Here is a 16,880-nt window from a genome sequence, read left to right as displayed (position 1 = left end):
GTCTGAGGAGACCGATGTTACGACGGGCGACCGACGCCGACATTCCGAGCATGCTGGCGTGGCGCAACCAAGAAGCGAACCGGTCGGTGAGCATCAACCAGCATCTGATCACCGCCGAGGAGCACGCCGCCTGGTGGTCCCGGGCGAGCCAGGACCCGACCCGGCGGGTGCTCATGTTCGAGTACGCCTCCCGCCCCCTCGGCGTGGTGACCTTCTTCGACCACGACCCCGTCGCCAGGTCGGCCTCCTGGGGGTTCTTTCTCGACCACGACGGCACCACCGCCGACGGCACCGCTCTGCTCGCGTGGACCAAGGTGATGCGCGAGGCCGTGGCGTACGCCTTCGCCCCCGAGCCCGACGGCCTCGACATCGACCTCCTCGAGGGCGAGGTGCTCCCTCACAACGAGTCCGTACGCGCCATGAACCGCCGGCTCGGATTCACCGAGGGCGAGCCCTATGAGCAGACCACTGACGACGGCGTGGTGACCGCGATCCCGGTCAGCCTGCACCGCGACGACCGACCGACCCGACGTTCCGCGAAGGAGCAGTGATGACCCACCACGAGATCACCGTCGGGGACCGCACGATCGGTCCCGGCCACGAGCCGTTCGTGATCGCGGAGATGTCCGGCAACCACGCTGGTGACCTGGAGCGTGCGCTCGACATCGTGCGCGCCGCGGGCGAGGCCGGCGCGCACGCGCTCAAGATCCAGACCTACACCGCCGACACCATCACCCTGGACGTCGACACCCCCGCCTTTCGGCTCTCGGCCGACCACCCGCTGTGGCCCAACCGCCGCCTCCACGAGCTCTACGAGGAGGCGCACACGCCGTGGGAGTGGCACGAGCCGATCTTCTCCCTGGCCAGCGAGCTCGGGATGGTGCCGTTCAGCGCCGCGTTCGACCCGACGGCTGTCGACTTCCTGGTCGGGCTCGGCGTCCCGATGCTGAAGTCGGCCTCCTCCGAGATCACCGACCTGCCGCTGGTCCGCGCGATCGCCGAGACCGGGCTGCCGACGATCATCTCCACCGGCACGGCGACGCTCGCCGAGATCGACGCGGCGGTGCGTACGGCACGAGCGACCGGCAACGACGACCTCGTCGTGCTGGCCTGCACGGCGTCCTACCCGGCTCCTCCGGAGGCCTCCAACCTCCGCGGGATCCCGGTGCTGCGCGACGGGCTCGACGTCGCCGTCGGCCTCTCCGACCACACGCTCGGTATCGGCGCCTCGGTCGCGGCCGTCGCCCTCGGCGCCTGCGTGATCGAGAAGCACATCACGCTCTCGCGCGAGGACGGCGCCGTCGACTCCGACTTCTCCCTGGAGCCGCACGAGTTCGCGTCGCTGGTCAGCGAGACGAGGATCGCATGGCAGGCGCTCGGCGAGGCCCGGATCGGCCCGAAGTCGGCCGAGCGCGAGGGGCTGCGGTTCCGTCGTTCGCTCTTCGTCACCCGCGACGTCCGTGCCGGGGAGAAGGTCGGGCCGGACAACGTACGCTCCGTCCGCCCCGCCGACGGGTTGCCGCCGGGCGACGTCGACATCGTCTTCGGCCGCACCTTCACCCAGGACGCCCCGGCCGGCACACCGCTCAGCTGGGACCTGGTCTAGACCCGATCCCGGACGAGAGCGAGGAGCGCGTCGGCGACGCGCGCCGGCCCTCGGCCGTCGACCATGGCCCAGCAGGCGGCGCGCAGCCGCTCCCGCAGACGTACGTCACCCAGGAGGTCACGCATCCGGGCCATGGCGTCCGCGGAGTCGCCGTCTAGCTCGGCCAGGGTGGCGATCCCGACGGCCAACTGCTCCTGGTCCATCCGGACGTACGCGTCCTTCTGGTTGTCGGCGACGCAGACGAACCCGACCGCGGCGCCGAGGCAGAAGAGCTCCCAGGCCGAGGTGCCGGCGGCGCTGAGGACAACATCGGCGTCGGCGACGAGCTCGGCAAGGGTGTCGGTCGGCCCGATCACGTGGACGACCTGGCCCGGCGCCGGCTCGATGCCGGCGATCTCCTCGGCCAGCGCCGGGGTGGCGGCGATGGCGGTCAGCTCCACGGCCATCGCCGCCCGTGCGACCAGGCGCACGACGCGCGGTGCGACCCCGAAGGCATCCGTGCCGCCGAAGAAGGCCAGCACTCGCAGGGGTGTGTGCTCATCCGCGGCGGTCTTGGGTGCGCTCGGGCGCTGCCGGACGATCTCACGTCGCTGCTGGGCGTAGTCGAGGCCACCGAGATGCCTGGCCCCCTCGGGGATGGCCCAGGTGGAGGCCTCCGCGCCGAGGTTCTGGTCCAGGTACAGGTCGGCGACCCGTCCGCGCGGGTCGCCGTCCGTGAGCGCCAGCAGCGGCCAGCGCTCCCTCAGGTCGGCGTAGACCGAAGCCGGGAGGAGATAGGAGTCCACGACCACCGACGACGGCTCGAGGCGGGCGAGAACGTCGCGGACATCGCCAACATCGTCCGGTCCCGGCGACGCGATCTCGATCCCCCGGCGCCGCACCTGCTCCGCGACCCACGGCACGCGGTCCAGGTCGGCGACCACCACGACGCGTACGCCCCGGGCGACGAGCTCCTCCCCGAGGGCCAGGCAGCGCATGACGTGCCCGATCCCGACCTCGGGACCGGCATCGCACACCATGGCCACGCAAAGACCTTCGGCCTCGACCGATCCCACGGACATGTATGCGCAACCTCTCGGATTCGTCCGTTTCGGCGGACGGCACGGCATGTGTCACCTTTTGCGCGCCGTATCGTTGGCGCACCAGTGAGGCCCAGAGTAGAGAGCATCCCTGTGACCGTGCCCAATTCGGAAGTCCGAGAGTCCACCCCGAACGACCATCCTCTCGATGGCGCCAGCATCTTGGTCACTGGTGGGACGGGATCGTTCGGGAAGGCGTTCATCCGCCACCTCCTGGACAACCTCAACCCGCGACGCGTGATCGTCTTCTCGCGCGATGAGCTGAAGCAGTACGAGTGCCGCCAGCTGTTCGGCAACGACCCGAGGCTCCGCTGGTTCATCGGCGACATCCGCGACCGCGACCGCCTGCACCGGGCGCTCCACGGCGTCGACTACGTCGTCCACGCCGCTGCTCTCAAGCAGGTCGACACCGGGGAGTACAACCCCTTCGAGTTCATCAAGACCAACGTCCTGGGTTCGCAGAACGTCGTCGAGGCCTCCATCGACGCCGGGGTCAAGAAGGTCGTCGCCCTCTCGACGGACAAGGCCTCCTCGCCGATCAACCTCTACGGCGCGACCAAGCTGACGGCCGACAAGATCTTCATCCTCGGCAACAACTACGCCTCCTCCTACGAGACCCGGTTCTCCGTGGTGCGCTACGGCAACGTGACCGGCTCGCGCGGTTCGATCATCCCGAAGTGGAAGGCGATGGCCGAGCGCGGCGAGGCGCTCGGGATCACCGACATGCGGTGCACCCGGTTCCTGATCACGCTGCCGCAGGCGGTGCAGATGGTGCTCGACACCTTCGAGATCATGCAGGGCGGCGAGCTGCTCGTCCCGCACATCCCCTCCCACAAGGTCGTCGATCTGGCTGAGGCGGTCGCACCGGGGGCGAAGCTCATCGACATCGGGCTCCGCCCCGGCGAGAAGCTCCACGAGGAGATGATCAGCCCGGAGGAGGGCCGCCGCGCGGTCAGCATCCGCGACGGGAAGTACTACGTGATCGAGCCCGAGAACCCGCAGTGGGGCTACAAGCCGATCATGGACGCCGTGCCGGTTCCCGACGGCTTCCACTGCGCCTCGGACAAGAACGACATCTGGTACGACGCCGAGGACCTCCGCAAGGTTCTGGAATCAGGAATCTGAGCATGCTGCCGTACGGACGCCAGTCGGTCTCCGAGCAGGACATCGAGGCAGTCACGGCGATCCTGCGTGGCGACTGGCTCACCACCGGGCCGACGGTCGACGCGTTCGAGCAGGCGCTCTCCGACCTGGTCGGTGGGCACCGGACCGTCTCGTGCACCTCCGGCACCGCTGCCCTCCACATCGCCTACGCCGCCGCCGGCGTGGGTGCCGGTGACGAGGTCGTCACCACGCCGATGACGTTCGTGGCGACCGCGTCGGGGGCCTCGCTGCTGGGCGCCAAGGTCGTCTTCGCCGACGTGGAGGAGGACACCGCCCTCCTCGACCCGGCCGCCGTCGACGCCCTCGTCACCGACCGCACCAAGGTGGTCGCCGCCGTCGACTACGCGGGCCATCCGGCCGACTACGCCGCGCTGCAGCCGATCGCCGACCGGGTCGGCGCGCTGACCCTCGGGGACGCCGCCCATTCGATCGGTGGCTTCTCCGGCGGACGCCCGGTCGGAGACCTGGCCGACCTGACCACGCTCTCGTTCTTCCCGACCAAGAACCTCACCACCGCCGAGGGTGGTGCTGTCGTCGCCAAGGACGCCGCCATCGCGCAGCGTGCCCACGAGTTCCACTTCGTGGGGCTGATGCGTGACGCCGACCGGTTCCGGATCAAGGACGAGGGGCCGTGGCACCAGGAGGTCCACGAGTTCGGGCTCAACTACCGGCTCACCGACCTGCAGTGCGCCTTCGGGCTCTCCCAGCTCGCCCGGCTGGCCGGGTTCAAGCAGCGACGCGCGGAGATCACCGCCCGCTACAACGCCGCGCTCGCCGACGTCGACGGGCTGCGGCTGCCGGTCCAACGCGAGGGCGTCGACCCGGCGTGGCACCTCTATCCGGTGCGCATCCTCGAGGACCGTCGGCGCGAGGTCTTCGAGAAGATGCGGGCGGCCGGCATCGGCGTACAGGTCAACTACATCCCGGTCTACTGGCACCCGGTCTACGCGGACCTGGGCTACCAGCGCGGGATGTGCCCGAACGCGGAGGCGTTCTACGCCGAGGAGCTCTCCCTGCCGCTGTACCCCGACCTGACCGACGACCAGGTCGACCAGGTCGTCGAGACCCTGATCGGAACCCTGTGAAGACCGCGGTCATCACCCAGGCACGCATGACCAGCACCCGCCTCCCCGGCAAGGTGCTCCGGGAAGCAGCCGGCATCACCATGCTCGAGCACCACCTCACCCGGCTCACCGCGGCCGGCCTCCCGGTGATCGTCGCGACGACCACCAACATCGACGACGACCCGGTCGCCGTCCTGGCCGACAAGCTCGGCGCCGGGGTGGTCCGTGGCAGTGAGCCCGACGTGCTGTCGCGCTTCGCGCTGGCGGTGCGGGAGTTCGAGCCCGAGGTCGTCGTCCGGGTGACCAGCGACTGCCCCCTGATCGACGGCGAGGTCGTACGCCGCGGCATCGACGCCTGGGCCGCCGCCGACGATCCCGCGCTCTATGCCAGCAACGCCCTGGAGCGCACCTATCCGCGAGGGCTCGACTTCGAGGTCTTCTCCGCGGCGGCGCTGCTGGATGCCGACCGGCTCGCGACCGAGACGCCCCACCGCGAGCACGTCACCCCGTGGCTCTACGCCGACGACACCCGGCCCAAGCTCAACCTGCCGTGGGAGCGGGACGCCTCGGCGTACCGGATCACTCTCGACACCCCCGAGGACCTGCGGCTCCTGCAGATCCTCATCGAGGACCACGACGCCCATCGTCTCGACACCAGCGGCCTCGTCTCCCTCCTGGAGACCCACCCCGAGCTGGTCGAGATCAACGCTCAGATCGAGCAGAAGAAGCTCGGCCAATAAGCCCCGGCGGGTAAGATTCGTGCACGCGGGACGTCGCGCCGCACCCCATCCCAGCAGCGACACTTGGAGCGGTGCATGCAGAAGACTCTGATCGTCCATTCCGGCACGTTCAAGACCGGAAGCACGGCGATCCAGACCTTCCTTGCCCGCGCAAGCCGCGAGGGAAATCTCCCTCCCGAGGTCGCCTACCCGACGATCGGCCGAGGCACGCACAGCGTCCAGCACCAGAACCTCTACTCCCAGCTCCTCGGCGAGGTGCTCTTCACCCCCGCCCTCGGCACCTGGGAGCAGCTCGTCGAGTCGATCGCCTCCGGCAGCGCCGAGACCACGGTGATCTCGTGCGAGTCGTTCTCGCTGCTCAAGCCGGAGCACATCAGCGCGATCGGCGACTACGCGCGCCAGGCAGGCGCGAAGGTCCGTTGGGTCCATTACGTCCGCGATCAGGCCACGTTCTACAACGCCTTCTACGTCGAGCGGCTGATGGTGATGAGGCCGGAGCACGCCGAGCTGGTCGATCTCCCTTTCGAGGAGTTCCGCGAGTGGTCACCGCTCGACATGAGCTTCCTGCGCTACGGAGAGTTCGCGGACACCATCACCACTGCCATCCCCGACGTCGACCTGCGGCTGCGCCCCTTCATCCGCAAGGAGCTGCGCCACGGGAACGCCGTCGCGGACTTCCTGAGCACGTGCGAGCTCCCGATCCAGGGCGAGGGGGCGGGGTCGAGCAACGTCGGATCCGGCTGGCGGACCGTCGAGACCGCGCGACACCTGGCTCCGATCGTGGCCGCCGCACCGATGCGTGGCCGACTCCGAGGCGTCGACTCCTGGAAGGCCACTCGTCTGAAGTGGATCCAGATCCTCCGTGGCGAGTTCGTCACCAAGGCCACCCAGCTCGGCTGGAACGACTCCAGCGCGGTCTACATGACCTCCGAGTTCCGGCAGGAGCTGCTCGACGACTATCGCGACGACAACCTCCTCATCGGCAAGCTCGGCGGCTTCTCCTTCACCGACATGATCGAGCAGAGCAGCTTCCCCGACTACAACATCGGCGACTACGCCACGATCCCCGGCGACGAGGTGATGGCGGTCGTGAAGCTGGTCATGCAGGGCCTGCACACGATTCCGGAGGAGATCCAGCAAGAGGTCGAGGACGCCCGCGCCCGTCGAAGGGAAGCGGAGGCCTCCCAGCGGGGCCGGCTCCGTCGCCTCCTGCGCCGTTGACCGGAGCGTGAACGGTCCGCGGGGTCAGCGCAGGTCGAACACGGAGTACAGCCCCTGCTTGAAGCGCGGCTGGCCGAGCTCACGGCGCAGGCCGCGGAGGTCGGCGCCATAGCGACGATCGACGACGAGCCAGTCGGCTCCGTGCTCGTCGCGCAGCGTGGCAATCGTCGCCGGGGACGGCCGAATGATCGCCGCGTCGTTGGCCTCGAGCAGCTCCGGGTCCCAGAAGGGCAGATAGGCGGAGTTGTTGAGATCGGTGGACGGGAGACCGACCACGAGCGGGTCGATGTAGGCCCATCCTTCGACCAGGACCCGACGCTCGGCGTACGCCGCGATCCAGAAGTTCCGGCGATCGCAGTCGGGCACGGGCAGCCCGATGCAATGGGCGTTGGTCGCGATCAGATCATCGGTCTGTGAGTGCTCGCGGACGAACCGGGCGGCGGCGACTCCACCCGGACCGATGATGTCGGTGTCGGGAGCCCGCGGAACGGCGGGCCCGGCGACCGCGAGCGCGACGGTCTGCGGTGCGCCGGCGAGCACGACTCCCAGCATCAGCGCCACGACGGCCGGGAGCACCGCGATCGTCGATCGCCTGGCGTACACGAGCACGACGACGAGTGCGACGGCGAGCACCAGCAGCCCCACGACGAGCTGGGTCAGCAACGTCGGCGTGAAGGCGGAGCCGTCTGCCGGCATGTCGTCGCCCACCACCAGCCTCGCGATCACGACGGCGAGGCAGCCGAGAGCGGCGCAGCCGGCGATCCGGAGGCCGTCGCGCAACGACAGGTCGACGGGGAAGATGTCCGAGAGCGAGACGGCGATGAGCACGGCGAGGAATCCGCCGGCGCCCAGGAGGAAGTACGCCTGGCTCAGCGCCGGATGGCTCAGGACCATGAACGCGCCGGCACCAGCGGCCCAGGTGCCTGCCAGGAACACGAAGTCGGGCCGTCGCCAGCCGCCACGCACCAGGGCCGCGATCACCGGCACCGCGACGAGGAGGAACCCGACTGTGAAGCTGATCCAGATCGACAACGGCGCTGAACCGGGGAGGGTCTCACCCTCCGGCAGCATCAAGATGCCGAGCCGCTGCACGGTGCTCCCGTTGAGATCGATCCCGGTCGCCCGGGTGCCGCCGCCGTAGAACAGCCGTTGTGCGACCAGGAAGACAGCGACAGCCGACCCGAGCAGGACGCCGAGGGTGCGAACCATCCGCGCGCGACGCAGCACAGCCGCGATCACCAGAGCCAGGAACAGCCCGGCGACGATCGTCGGCAGGGCCGACGACTTCGCACCGGCCACAGCGACCATGACGACCACCGTGAGCAACCACGGCCCCCATCGCCACTGCTCGCGCCGGATCATCTCCACGACCAGCACCAACAGGACCATCTGCAGCGGCATCACGAGTGCGTGCGTCGGGCTGTCGAACGCGCGGGTGACGGAGTCGAAGGCCAGCTGCGCGGGGCTGACCAGGCTCGTCCAGCCGAAGAAGTCCGGAGTGGCGCCCATGGCGAGGACGAGGGCAGCGACGAACCCGGTCCACTTCCGTCCGGTGAGACGGGTGGCCGCTGCGTACGCTCCACCGACCGCGAGCAGGACGAGCAGTGCGATCGACATGCTCCGCATGAGCACGATGAGCTCGATGTTCGTGACCGTCGCCGCCGACGCCAGGTGGACGTAGACCAGCCAGTGGTAGAAGAGCGGGGTGCCGTCCACCCACGGCATCTGGGCGGGAAAGTGGTGCAGCAGATCGCCGGCGATCGCGAGGTGGAAGGGCTCGTCGACATACGGGGCCCGCAACGCGTCGACCGGTCTCTGGGTCCACACCTGGTTCGTCACCAGGAGAATCTGTATGAACGCCACCGCCGCACCGGCCCACGACCACAGGCTCGCCCGTCCGATCACCACCGGACCGACCCGCCGGCGGCGCCAGACCACGACCATCACGCCGACGAGCACCGCTACCGGATAGCCGTAGATCAGCTGGGTGAGATCGAAGAGCCGCAACAGCACGTAGAGCGGCGCCTCGAGGACGAGCCCGAGGATGGTGCCGAGAATCAGGTCGTTGCCGAGGCTCGGTCCCGGCCTGGCGACCGCTCGCCACACCACGGTGCCCGGGAAGGTGAGGAACGCCAGGACGTACCCGGTGAAGAGCAGCGCGTCGCCGAGGCCGACCCCGGCGACGCGTACCACGAGAACGAGCGTCGCGCCCACGACCAGCACGCCCGGGAGCAGCCCGGACCAGGACCTTCCCGGGAAGACGCGGTCCGAGAGCGGCCGGTCCGAGGAGGGCTTCGCGTCAGGTGCGGCGCCTACGGTTGCCGGGTCTGCAGTCACCCGGGCGATCATGCCAACAAATTACCTACATGGAGTACACCGAAGCCCCTCCGGATGCGCTATTTTCCTAGCGATGTCCCTCACCCATACCGTCTCCGTCGTCATCCCGGTCTACCGCGGTGCCGAGACGCTTCCGGAAGTGGTGAGCGAGGTCGTAGACCTCGCCGAACCCTTCGTCACCCCGAACGGGCACCAGGGACGCATCACCGAGATCCTGCTGGTCCACGACCATGGCCCGGACACGTCCGATCTCGCCATCCGACAGCTCGCCGAGAAGTACGACTTCGTTCGCCCGATCTGGCTGAGCCGCAACTTCGGTCAGCACGCCGCGACCCTCGCCGGACTGGCGTCGTCGGGGTCGGACTGGATCGTCACGATGGACGAGGACGGCCAGCACGACCCGGCGTACATCGGGCCGATGCTCGACACCGCGCTCAGGGAGCGGGCCGCGCTCGTCTACGCCCGCCCCACCAACGCGGCGCCCCACGGTCCGCTGCGCAACCTGACCTCGCGCGGTTCGAAGGTCGTCATCGACCGCCTCATGCCCGGTGGCAGCGCCCGGCAGTTCAACAGCTTCCGTCTGATCCTGGGCGAGTACGGCCGGAGCGTGTCCGCCTACGCCGCCAACGGGGTCTACCTCGACGTCGCGCTGAGCTGGGTGATCTCCGATGTGGCGACGTGCCCGGTGGAGCTGCGCGAGGAGGGTGAGCGGCCCTCCGGTTACAACTACCGCTCCTTGATGTCGCACTTCTGGCGGATGGTGCTCACCGGCGGCACCCGTCTGCTGCGGGCGGTCAGCATCTGCGGAGCCCTGCTCGCCGCCTCCGGCATCGTCCTCGCGGTCGTGCTGGTCGTCGCTCGCCTTGCCGGCGGAGTCCCGGTCCAGGGCTGGACCTCGTTGATGGCGGCCGTGCTGGTCTGCTCCGGCGCCATCATGCTCACCCTCGGGGTGATCGCCGAATACCTCGGCGTCTCCGTCAACATGGCGATGGGCAAGCCGCTCTACGTCATCGTCAGCGACCCCGCGAACGGCCCGCTTCGCGAGTCACCCCTGCCGGGTCGTCCCGAGTGACCGGCGCTCAGCGCCCATCCCGACCGCCCACGCTCGTCGTCGGTGGCGGCGGTCTGCTCGGCCGCCACGTACGCAGCGCGCTCGAGCGCTCCGGGGCGCCCGCGCGGACGACGAGCGTGCCCTGGGACGACCCGGTCGCCGCCCGCGCCGTCCTGAGGTCCGAGCTCGCCGCCTTCGTCGACTCGTCGCGGGACGGCCGCGTCAACATCGCCTGGTGCGCCGGCGCGGGCGTGGTGTCCACCCCGGCGGACGACCTCGAGACCGAGGTGTGGCTCTTCCGCGACGTACTCGATGACCTGCGTGCAGCACTGCGGCCGACCACCCGACTCGCGTTCTTCTTCGCATCCTCCGTCGGTGGCGTCTACGCCGGTTCGGCCGATCCCCCGTTCACCGAGCTCTCCGAGCCTCGTCCGCTGGTGGCGTACGGCAGGGCGAAGCTGGCCATGGAGGAAGCGGTGACCGCGTTCTGCGCCGAGACCGGATCGGTGGCGCTCATCGGCCGGATCACCAACCTCTACGGGCCCGGCCAGAAGCTCTCCAAGCCCCAGGGCCTCGTCTCTCAGCTGTGTCTGGCCCAGCTGCGCGGCACGCCGCTGCCGGTCTGGGTCTCCTTCGACACCATCCGGGACTACCTCTACGTCGGCGACTGCGCCGAGATGGTCGTCGACGCCCTCGACGGGATCCACGAGCACGTCCGCGGTGCCGGATCCAACGCCGTCGTCAAGATCCTCGCCACCGGCACCGGAGCGACCCTCGCGGCTGTCATCGGAGAGACCAACCGGGTCTTCAGGCGGCGGTCAAGGCTGCGCATCCCGGGGGCCGGCACGCCCGGCCAGGCACGCGACCTGCGGGTCCGCAGCGTCGTCTGGCCGGAGCTCGACAAACGGACACAAACGCCTTTCTCCGTTGGCGTGCGTCGCATCGCCGATGAGATCGCGCTGGCCTACGCTGCTGGTACCTCCGCACTTCCGACGCACGTGAGCGAGATCTCCATCCGATGACCGAAACGGGCATGCTGCTGGGCACCACGACGGGCGGCTCTCCATCGATCGCCCAGAGCGACTACTGGTGGTACCGAGCGCGCACCCGGATCCTCGAGACCGTCATGAAGCCGTACGTCGGGACACCACGCCGCCTCCTCGACGTCGGCAGTGCCGACGGGCCCAGCGTGACCTGGCTCGAGGGCACCGCCGAGCATCACGTCTCGCTGGACGTCGACCCGCGTGGCCTCGCCGACGGCGGCGTGTGCGGGTCCGCGATCCGGCTTCCGTTCGCCGACTGCTCCTTCGACGTGGTCGCGGCCTTCGACGTCATCGAGCACTGCGATCCGGAGGCCACCGCCCTCGCCGAGATCGAGCGCGTCCTCGCCCCCGGCGGCCGCTTCCTGATGTCGGTGCCGGCGTACAACTGGGCCTGGACCCGCCACGACGACCACAACCACCACTACCGGCGCTACACCCTGCGGAGGGCGGTGGAGGCGATCAAGGCGGCCGGGCTCTCGCCCGTGCGAGCGACGTACGGCTTCACCGGCACGTTTCCGATGTTCGCGGCTCAACGCCTGGTCACCCGGGTCAAGGAGCGCGGCACGGCCAGTGCCCGGCAGCTTCCCGAGGGCGGCGTCGCACCGCTCCCCGAGGTCTCGCCCGGGATCGAGAAGGTCCTGCTCGGCGCCACCCGCATCGACGAGCGGCTGCTGACCCGACTCGATCTGCCGTTCGGGTCCTCGGTGCTGGTCGCCGCGGTCAAGACCAGCTGAAAATGCATACACTTCAATGGCGGGACGGTCGCCGTTCACCAGACCGTGGAGACTGAGACTTGGACACGAGCAATCACTGGTACGGACACGCCCACATCCTCTCGGAGTACTGCGGACTCCCGTTCGAGCAGCCGCGCCCGATCTGGGGTGTGCTCCAGCACGGCTGGAACCTTCTTCACGGCTTCGGCCCGGGCCACGAGCCGCCGTACGGCTTCCCCAAGTTCGTCTGGTCCCACGCGAACCTGCGCCGCGGCCAGGCGGTCGGCTGGCGCGACTACGCCGTGATCGGCGCTCCGTGGAACTACCTGCTCGAGCTCAAGAAGGACGTCGAGCCCGTACCCCCGGCTGAAGAGCGCGAGGGAACGATCTTCTACCCGTTCCACACCTGGGACCACGGTGAGATCAGCGGCGATCACGACCGGCTGATCGCGGAGATCCGGGACACCGAGGACGGCCCGGTGACCGTCTGTCTCTACTGGATCGAGTACGACATGCCGGAGATCCGTCGCCGCTATGAGGACGCCGGCTTCCGGGTCATCTGTCACGGCAAGCGAGGCACGTTGCGTCAGGGCACCGACATCCGCTTCCTCCACAAGCAGTACGCGGAGCAGATCCGCCACCGTCGGGTCGCCTCGAACCGCCTGACCACGGCGATCTTCTACGGCGCCTCGGTCGGCTCCGAGGTCGCGGTCTACGGCGACCCGATGACCTTCGCCGACGTCAGGGACGCCAGTGTGAGGGATGGGAACGAGCAGGCCAAACGGTTGTTCCCCGAGTTCCACGGGGTGGAGACCGACGCAGAGGAAGTACGCGCCACGACCGTGCGCGAGCTCGGGCTGGATGCCATGGCGTCGCCTGCTGAGCTGCGCGCGCTCTTCGGATGGGAGATCACAGCATGAACGACATCGACACGGCTTCGAAGGTCGCCTACAGCGTCGTCTCGGGAGACATGTACGACTGGTCCGACATGGCCGGCGTCCGGGCGCTCCCTCGCGGACCGGTCCTGACCCGGTTCGCCGTGGCGACGGCAACCGGCGCCTCCCACCTGCTCGTCGTCGGCCCGCACGACCTCGACCTGCTCGACGCGGTCGTCGACCGCGCCGCGACGACGACCGTCGTCCTCCGCACCCACCCCGACGCGGAGCTCGTCTCCGAGCGGTACGCCCACAGGGCTGTCGACGTCGTCTGCGGTGACCTGCGTGCCTGGGCCCCCGATCGGCCGGCCGACGCCGTGCTCGCGCTGGACGGGTTCGGACGGGTCGCATCGATCGACGCGGACCCGGCGGACTGGCACGCGATCGCCGAGCACCTCGCCGGCCACACGAGCGGCGACTCTCGGCTGGCGCTGGTCGTTCCCAACCCGGGATCCCCGCTCGCACAGCTCAGGGCCGTCACCTCGGAAGCATCCAACGAGAATGCTGACTGGTCGTTCCCCGTCCATGATCGTGCGAACCCGCGAAGCCTCGCGGACGCGAGCGCACGGTTCGGCGGTCGCGGGCACACGCTGTGGCCCGACGTTGGTGCGCCGACCCTGGCCGCAGCTCCCGAAGCCTGTTCGGTGGCGCTCGCGGTCGCTCACGGCCGACCCGTCGACACCCCCACGCTGCGCGAGGTCCAGCCTGCACTGGGCCAGGCGCTGGACACGGTGGGAGCCGCGGGAGCCGCCGGCGGTTGGCTGGTCACCCGCGGGATCGACCCGATCTCGTCGGTCGTCGGTGTCGATCGGACCGGTGACGAGACGTCCTGGACCGCTGCCGAGCGGTCCTGGCTGATCGAGGCCATGCACGACTCGGCTCGGCGCGACGCTTCGGGCCTTCGTCACCACGTACGCCGGCTGCGCGACGCGGTCGCCGACGCACCCGAGCGCTGGTGCGGTCTTCAGGTCGACGAGATCGGCCTCGACGCCGGCCATGTCGTCCCGGTCCACGAGTCGACGGTGAAGCTCGGCGAGTCCGCCGACGAGATCCTCCTGGGGCTGCTGGACGAGCTCGCCGCGTACCTCTGCGTGTCGGGGTGGCGCCACCCCTGGCCCGCCGGTCGAGGCAGGGACGAGCTCACCGTCCTGCTCGCGGCGACCATCGATGTCGCGGTGACTCCGGCCGACGTCTACCAGGTACGCCGACGGCGAGAGTCCGCGCTCTCCTCGACCGGCATGACACCCGTGGTCGCAGGACGGCATGCGCCGCAGGAGGCCGACCCGAGCGAGCTCCGGAAGCTGACGGACGAGAACGAGGCGCTGCGCGGCCAGGTGACCTGGTTCAAGCAGCAGATGCGTCAGCGTCAGACGATGACCCACGAGGTACGCACGGCGGCCCGACGCGACGTCGCCGCACTGAACGATCGCATCAAGGAGCTGGAGGACCAGCTGAGCGCTCGGCAGGCCCCCACCGTCAACCGAGTCGCCAAGCGCGCATCGTCCGTCCCCGGGCGGGCGCGTTCCGGCTTCGGACGCGTACCCGGGGCCCGGCGCGCGGCCCGCCTGCTCAGAAGGGTTCTCCGCGCGATCCGACGCGTGGCCAAGCGTTAGGGCCTCAGCCGGTCACGCTTCGGTGGGCGGGGCCGGCGCGAGCCGCAGGTGGATCTCGTCCGACCAGCCGAACTCGAGTTTCGCTGCCTCAGCAGCGGTCGGCTGAGGCACCCGTTCAGAGAGCTCACGGGCCACGACGATCGGCTTGTGATCGCGGCCGTCCAGCAACGACCACTGCGACGTCTCACAGGCATCGTGCTCGACCGCGGTCTTCCGCAACGCACCCACGGGCACGGTGACCAGGAAGACCCCGTCACGGTCGGCCACGTCGAGGGAGACGTCGAGGGGCTTCTCCGGGGTCGGCCAGGTCCGGAGCACCGCTCCCGTGGACTCCAGCCGGGGACCGTCCGGACCACGCAGGATCAGGTCCTCACCCTGCCACCATGCGTCGTGAACGACGGGACGGTCGGGCGTCGCGGTGATGACGAAGGAACCGTTCGGGTCGCGGGTGGCGTTCACCGCGCGCCCCTTCATCAGAGATCGGGACCCGAGAAAGTCCGGGTGCACCGGTAGCGGAGACGTACGTCCCTTCCGGGACAGCTTCACCCGGGTCGGCACGATCTCCTCCATGGGCATGTCCAGGCCGGACTTCTCGAGGACAGCCTCGACGGGCACCGTCAACCGCCACGGGGTGATGCCTCGCTCGCCCCGTTCGCCGATCATCAACGGGTGAGTCACCACCGAACCGCTGCGGTCGGTGAGGGTCAGCTCCGCATGCTCAGGAGGAGCGCCCCGGAACGCGCCCCGGATCTCGATCTCGTCGCCGAGGTCGGTGGTGTGATCCACCCAGGCGTCCGGAAGATCGCGAACGGTGACCCCGAAGCCCCCGGGGAGGCGTCCTGGGCGGCACCAACGGTTGCCGATGCGGCGCCAGCCCTGCCACCGCTCGCGTCCGTCTCCCGACGTCGTCACCTGGATCACGTCACGCACATCGCGGTTGCGGATGCCGATCATGAGGCGCCATTGGCGATCGCCCGCCAGTCGCGACGGGTCGACGCTCAGCTCGAGCGTGGACCTGTCCACCTGGTCGAACGGGATCGCCCGCGGCCGAGCGACATGATCCACCGGCACCCTGCCGCCGGCGGGGCTCTCCAGCCACACCGTGAAGCGCGTTCGTGGCCGGAGTGCGAGGGTGTTGATGCCGATGTTGACCCGGACCGCGACCCGGGATCCGTCCCACCAGGCCTCGGTCGCCACTGCCTTGGCCTTCATGTACGCCGGGGCCAGGCGGAACACCGAGTCGGGGACTCCGACCGCGGCGTCCTCGAAGGAGGGGAGCTGGGCGTACCAGCCGTCCCTTCGGCGGGCCAGGGGCGCCTGGGTCCCGTATTCGGCCCGATAACGGGTCAGCGTCGTGAGCGCGTCACGCTGCCGGCGCTTCAGCAGATCGAACACGAGTCGCTCGAACGGTCCCTGACGGTTGAGGATCGCGTCGTCGACGCGCGCCAGGTAGCGCTCCGCCAGGTCGAAGATGCGTCCGGACTCGTCGGCCGGATGGTCCTCGATCGAGCGGGCGAGCACCTGGACGTCCGTCGCCGCGAGATGCGACTTGACCAGGTCGGACAGGTAGGGAGCCTGCTCCTCGACCATGTCGAAGAGCATCTCGGCCGAACGTACGCGGTCACCGAGGTTGTCGAGATTCCAGTGGCTCTGCGTGATCGAGGCTTCGCCGCCGTCGCGGTGCCGCCAGTAGTAGACCGGCTCGGCGAGAATGTCGACCTGGCGGGCGCGGATGTGCGCGGCAAGGGCGACCGGGTAGTCCTCGTAGAGCATGTCCGGGTAGCCGAGGCCGGCGGAGTCCCAGAAGTCGCGCCGGTAGACCTTGTTCCAGATGTAGCGATCGATGCCCAGGATGTGGGTCCGGCTGCAGTGCGTGGCGATGCGGGTGGTGACGAACGGGCGCCGGTGGGACCACGACTGCCAGACCGACACCGAGTCGAAACGGCGGGCGTTGCCGGCCACGAAGTCGGAGCCCGAGCGCGCCAACGTGTCCGTCATGAGCTGGTACGCGTACTCCGGGACGTAGTCGTCAGCGTCGACGAACGCGAGCAGGTCACCCCTGCTCGCTTCGATCCCGATGTTTCGGGCCACCCCGACACCGACCTTCTCCGAGGAGACCACCCGGAATCGCGAGTCGCTCGACGCGAACCGATCGGCAACTGTTGCGGACCCGTCGGTCGACGCGTCGTCGACCATGACCACCTCGAAATCCGAGAAGGTCTGGGCGCGAAGCGACTCCAGGCACGTCTGCAGGAAGGGCTCCACGTTGTGGAACGGGATGACGATGCTCAGAGCGGGATGCGGCACATTCTCA

At 69.4% G+C, this 16,880-nt stretch carries 14 protein-coding genes; 11 read left to right on the top strand and 3 right to left on the bottom strand.

What is annotated here, in order from left to right:
* Nucleotides 1-14: 14 nt before the first annotated feature.
* Together ABZU72_RS03265 and pseI are read left to right on the top strand one after the other, a co-directional pair.
* Nucleotides 15-551, top strand: a complete 537-nt coding sequence (locus ABZU72_RS03265; RefSeq protein WP_355017479.1) for a GNAT family N-acetyltransferase — start codon at nucleotides 15-17, stop codon at nucleotides 549-551.
* Nucleotides 551-1,606: a pseudaminic acid synthase gene (pseI, locus tag ABZU72_RS03260; protein ID WP_355017478.1), complete on the top strand. Its 1,056-nt coding sequence runs from the start codon at nucleotides 551-553 to the stop codon at nucleotides 1,604-1,606. Before ABZU72_RS03265 ends, pseI begins: the two co-directional genes overlap by 1 nt.
* Here pseI and ABZU72_RS03255 read toward each other — a convergent pair.
* A complete protein-coding gene (locus tag ABZU72_RS03255; protein ID WP_355017477.1) occupies nucleotides 1,603-2,667 on the bottom strand; it encodes a spore coat protein in 1,065 nt (354 codons plus the stop codon). The genes pseI and ABZU72_RS03255 overlap by 4 nt on opposite strands.
* 84 nt (nucleotides 2,668-2,751) lie before the next feature.
* Here ABZU72_RS03255 and pseB point away from each other — a divergent pair, with 84 nt between their 5' ends.
* From pseB to ABZU72_RS03235, 4 genes are all read left to right on the top strand, one after another.
* Nucleotides 2,752-3,810 carry a UDP-N-acetylglucosamine 4,6-dehydratase (inverting) gene (gene pseB, locus ABZU72_RS03250; protein WP_355017476.1) on the top strand — a complete coding sequence of 353 codons (1,059 nt, stop codon included), beginning with the start codon at nucleotides 2,752-2,754 and terminating at the stop codon, nucleotides 3,808-3,810.
* A 2-nt stretch (nucleotides 3,811-3,812) separates the two neighbouring features.
* Complete coding sequence (locus ABZU72_RS03245) at nucleotides 3,813-4,934, top strand: aminotransferase class I/II-fold pyridoxal phosphate-dependent enzyme (protein WP_355017475.1); 1,122 nt, start codon at nucleotides 3,813-3,815, stop codon at nucleotides 4,932-4,934.
* A complete protein-coding gene (locus ABZU72_RS03240; protein ID WP_355017474.1) occupies nucleotides 4,931-5,653 on the top strand; it encodes a glycosyltransferase family protein in 723 nt (240 codons plus the stop codon). Before ABZU72_RS03245 ends, ABZU72_RS03240 begins: the two co-directional genes overlap by 4 nt.
* Before the next feature lie 75 nt (nucleotides 5,654-5,728).
* Nucleotides 5,729-6,874 carry a hypothetical protein gene (locus ABZU72_RS03235; RefSeq protein WP_355017473.1) on the top strand — a complete coding sequence of 382 codons (1,146 nt, stop codon included), beginning with the start codon at nucleotides 5,729-5,731 and terminating at the stop codon, nucleotides 6,872-6,874.
* A gap of 24 nt (nucleotides 6,875-6,898) precedes the next feature.
* Here ABZU72_RS03235 and ABZU72_RS03230 read toward each other — a convergent pair whose 3' ends face one another.
* Nucleotides 6,899-9,211 carry a hypothetical protein gene (locus tag ABZU72_RS03230; RefSeq protein ID WP_355017472.1) on the bottom strand — a complete coding sequence of 771 codons (2,313 nt, stop codon included), beginning with the start codon at nucleotides 9,209-9,211 and terminating at the stop codon, nucleotides 6,899-6,901.
* 73 nt (nucleotides 9,212-9,284) lie between these two features.
* On the opposite strand from ABZU72_RS03230, the gene ABZU72_RS03225 reads away from it, so the two are divergent.
* From ABZU72_RS03225 to ABZU72_RS03205, 5 genes are read left to right on the top strand one after another with little or no spacing between them, the layout of a single operon-like run.
* Complete coding sequence (locus tag ABZU72_RS03225) at nucleotides 9,285-10,283, top strand: glycosyltransferase (RefSeq protein ID WP_355017471.1); 999 nt, start codon at nucleotides 9,285-9,287, stop codon at nucleotides 10,281-10,283.
* Nucleotides 10,280-11,284, top strand: coding sequence for an NAD-dependent epimerase/dehydratase family protein (locus tag ABZU72_RS03220; RefSeq protein ID WP_355017470.1), 1,005 nt, complete (start codon nucleotides 10,280-10,282; stop codon nucleotides 11,282-11,284). Before ABZU72_RS03225 ends, ABZU72_RS03220 begins: the two co-directional genes overlap by 4 nt.
* The gene (locus ABZU72_RS03215; protein WP_355017469.1) at nucleotides 11,281-12,039 is read left to right on the top strand and encodes a class I SAM-dependent methyltransferase; all 759 of its coding nucleotides are present in this window, start codon (nucleotides 11,281-11,283) and stop codon (nucleotides 12,037-12,039) included. The genes ABZU72_RS03220 and ABZU72_RS03215 overlap by 4 nt, the downstream gene beginning before the upstream one ends.
* 59 nt (nucleotides 12,040-12,098) lie before the next feature.
* Nucleotides 12,099-12,938, top strand: a complete 840-nt coding sequence (locus ABZU72_RS03210; protein WP_355017468.1) for a hypothetical protein — start codon at nucleotides 12,099-12,101, stop codon at nucleotides 12,936-12,938.
* Nucleotides 12,935-14,566: a hypothetical protein gene (locus tag ABZU72_RS03205; protein WP_355017467.1), complete on the top strand. Its 1,632-nt coding sequence runs from the start codon at nucleotides 12,935-12,937 to the stop codon at nucleotides 14,564-14,566. The genes ABZU72_RS03210 and ABZU72_RS03205 overlap by 4 nt, the downstream gene beginning before the upstream one ends.
* A 12-nt stretch (nucleotides 14,567-14,578) precedes the next feature.
* On the opposite strand, the gene ABZU72_RS03200 is transcribed toward ABZU72_RS03205, so the two are convergent.
* The gene (locus ABZU72_RS03200; RefSeq protein WP_355017466.1) at nucleotides 14,579-16,873 is read right to left on the bottom strand and encodes a glycosyltransferase family 2 protein; all 2,295 of its coding nucleotides are present in this window, start codon (nucleotides 16,871-16,873) and stop codon (nucleotides 14,579-14,581) included.
* Nucleotides 16,874-16,880 lie beyond the last annotated feature (7 nt).

This window comes from Nocardioides sp. NPDC004968, from assembly GCF_040608935.1.
Taxonomy (GTDB): domain Bacteria; phylum Actinomycetota; class Actinomycetes; order Propionibacteriales; family Nocardioidaceae; genus Nocardioides.
This window is presented reverse-complemented; position numbering and strand designations above follow the sequence as displayed.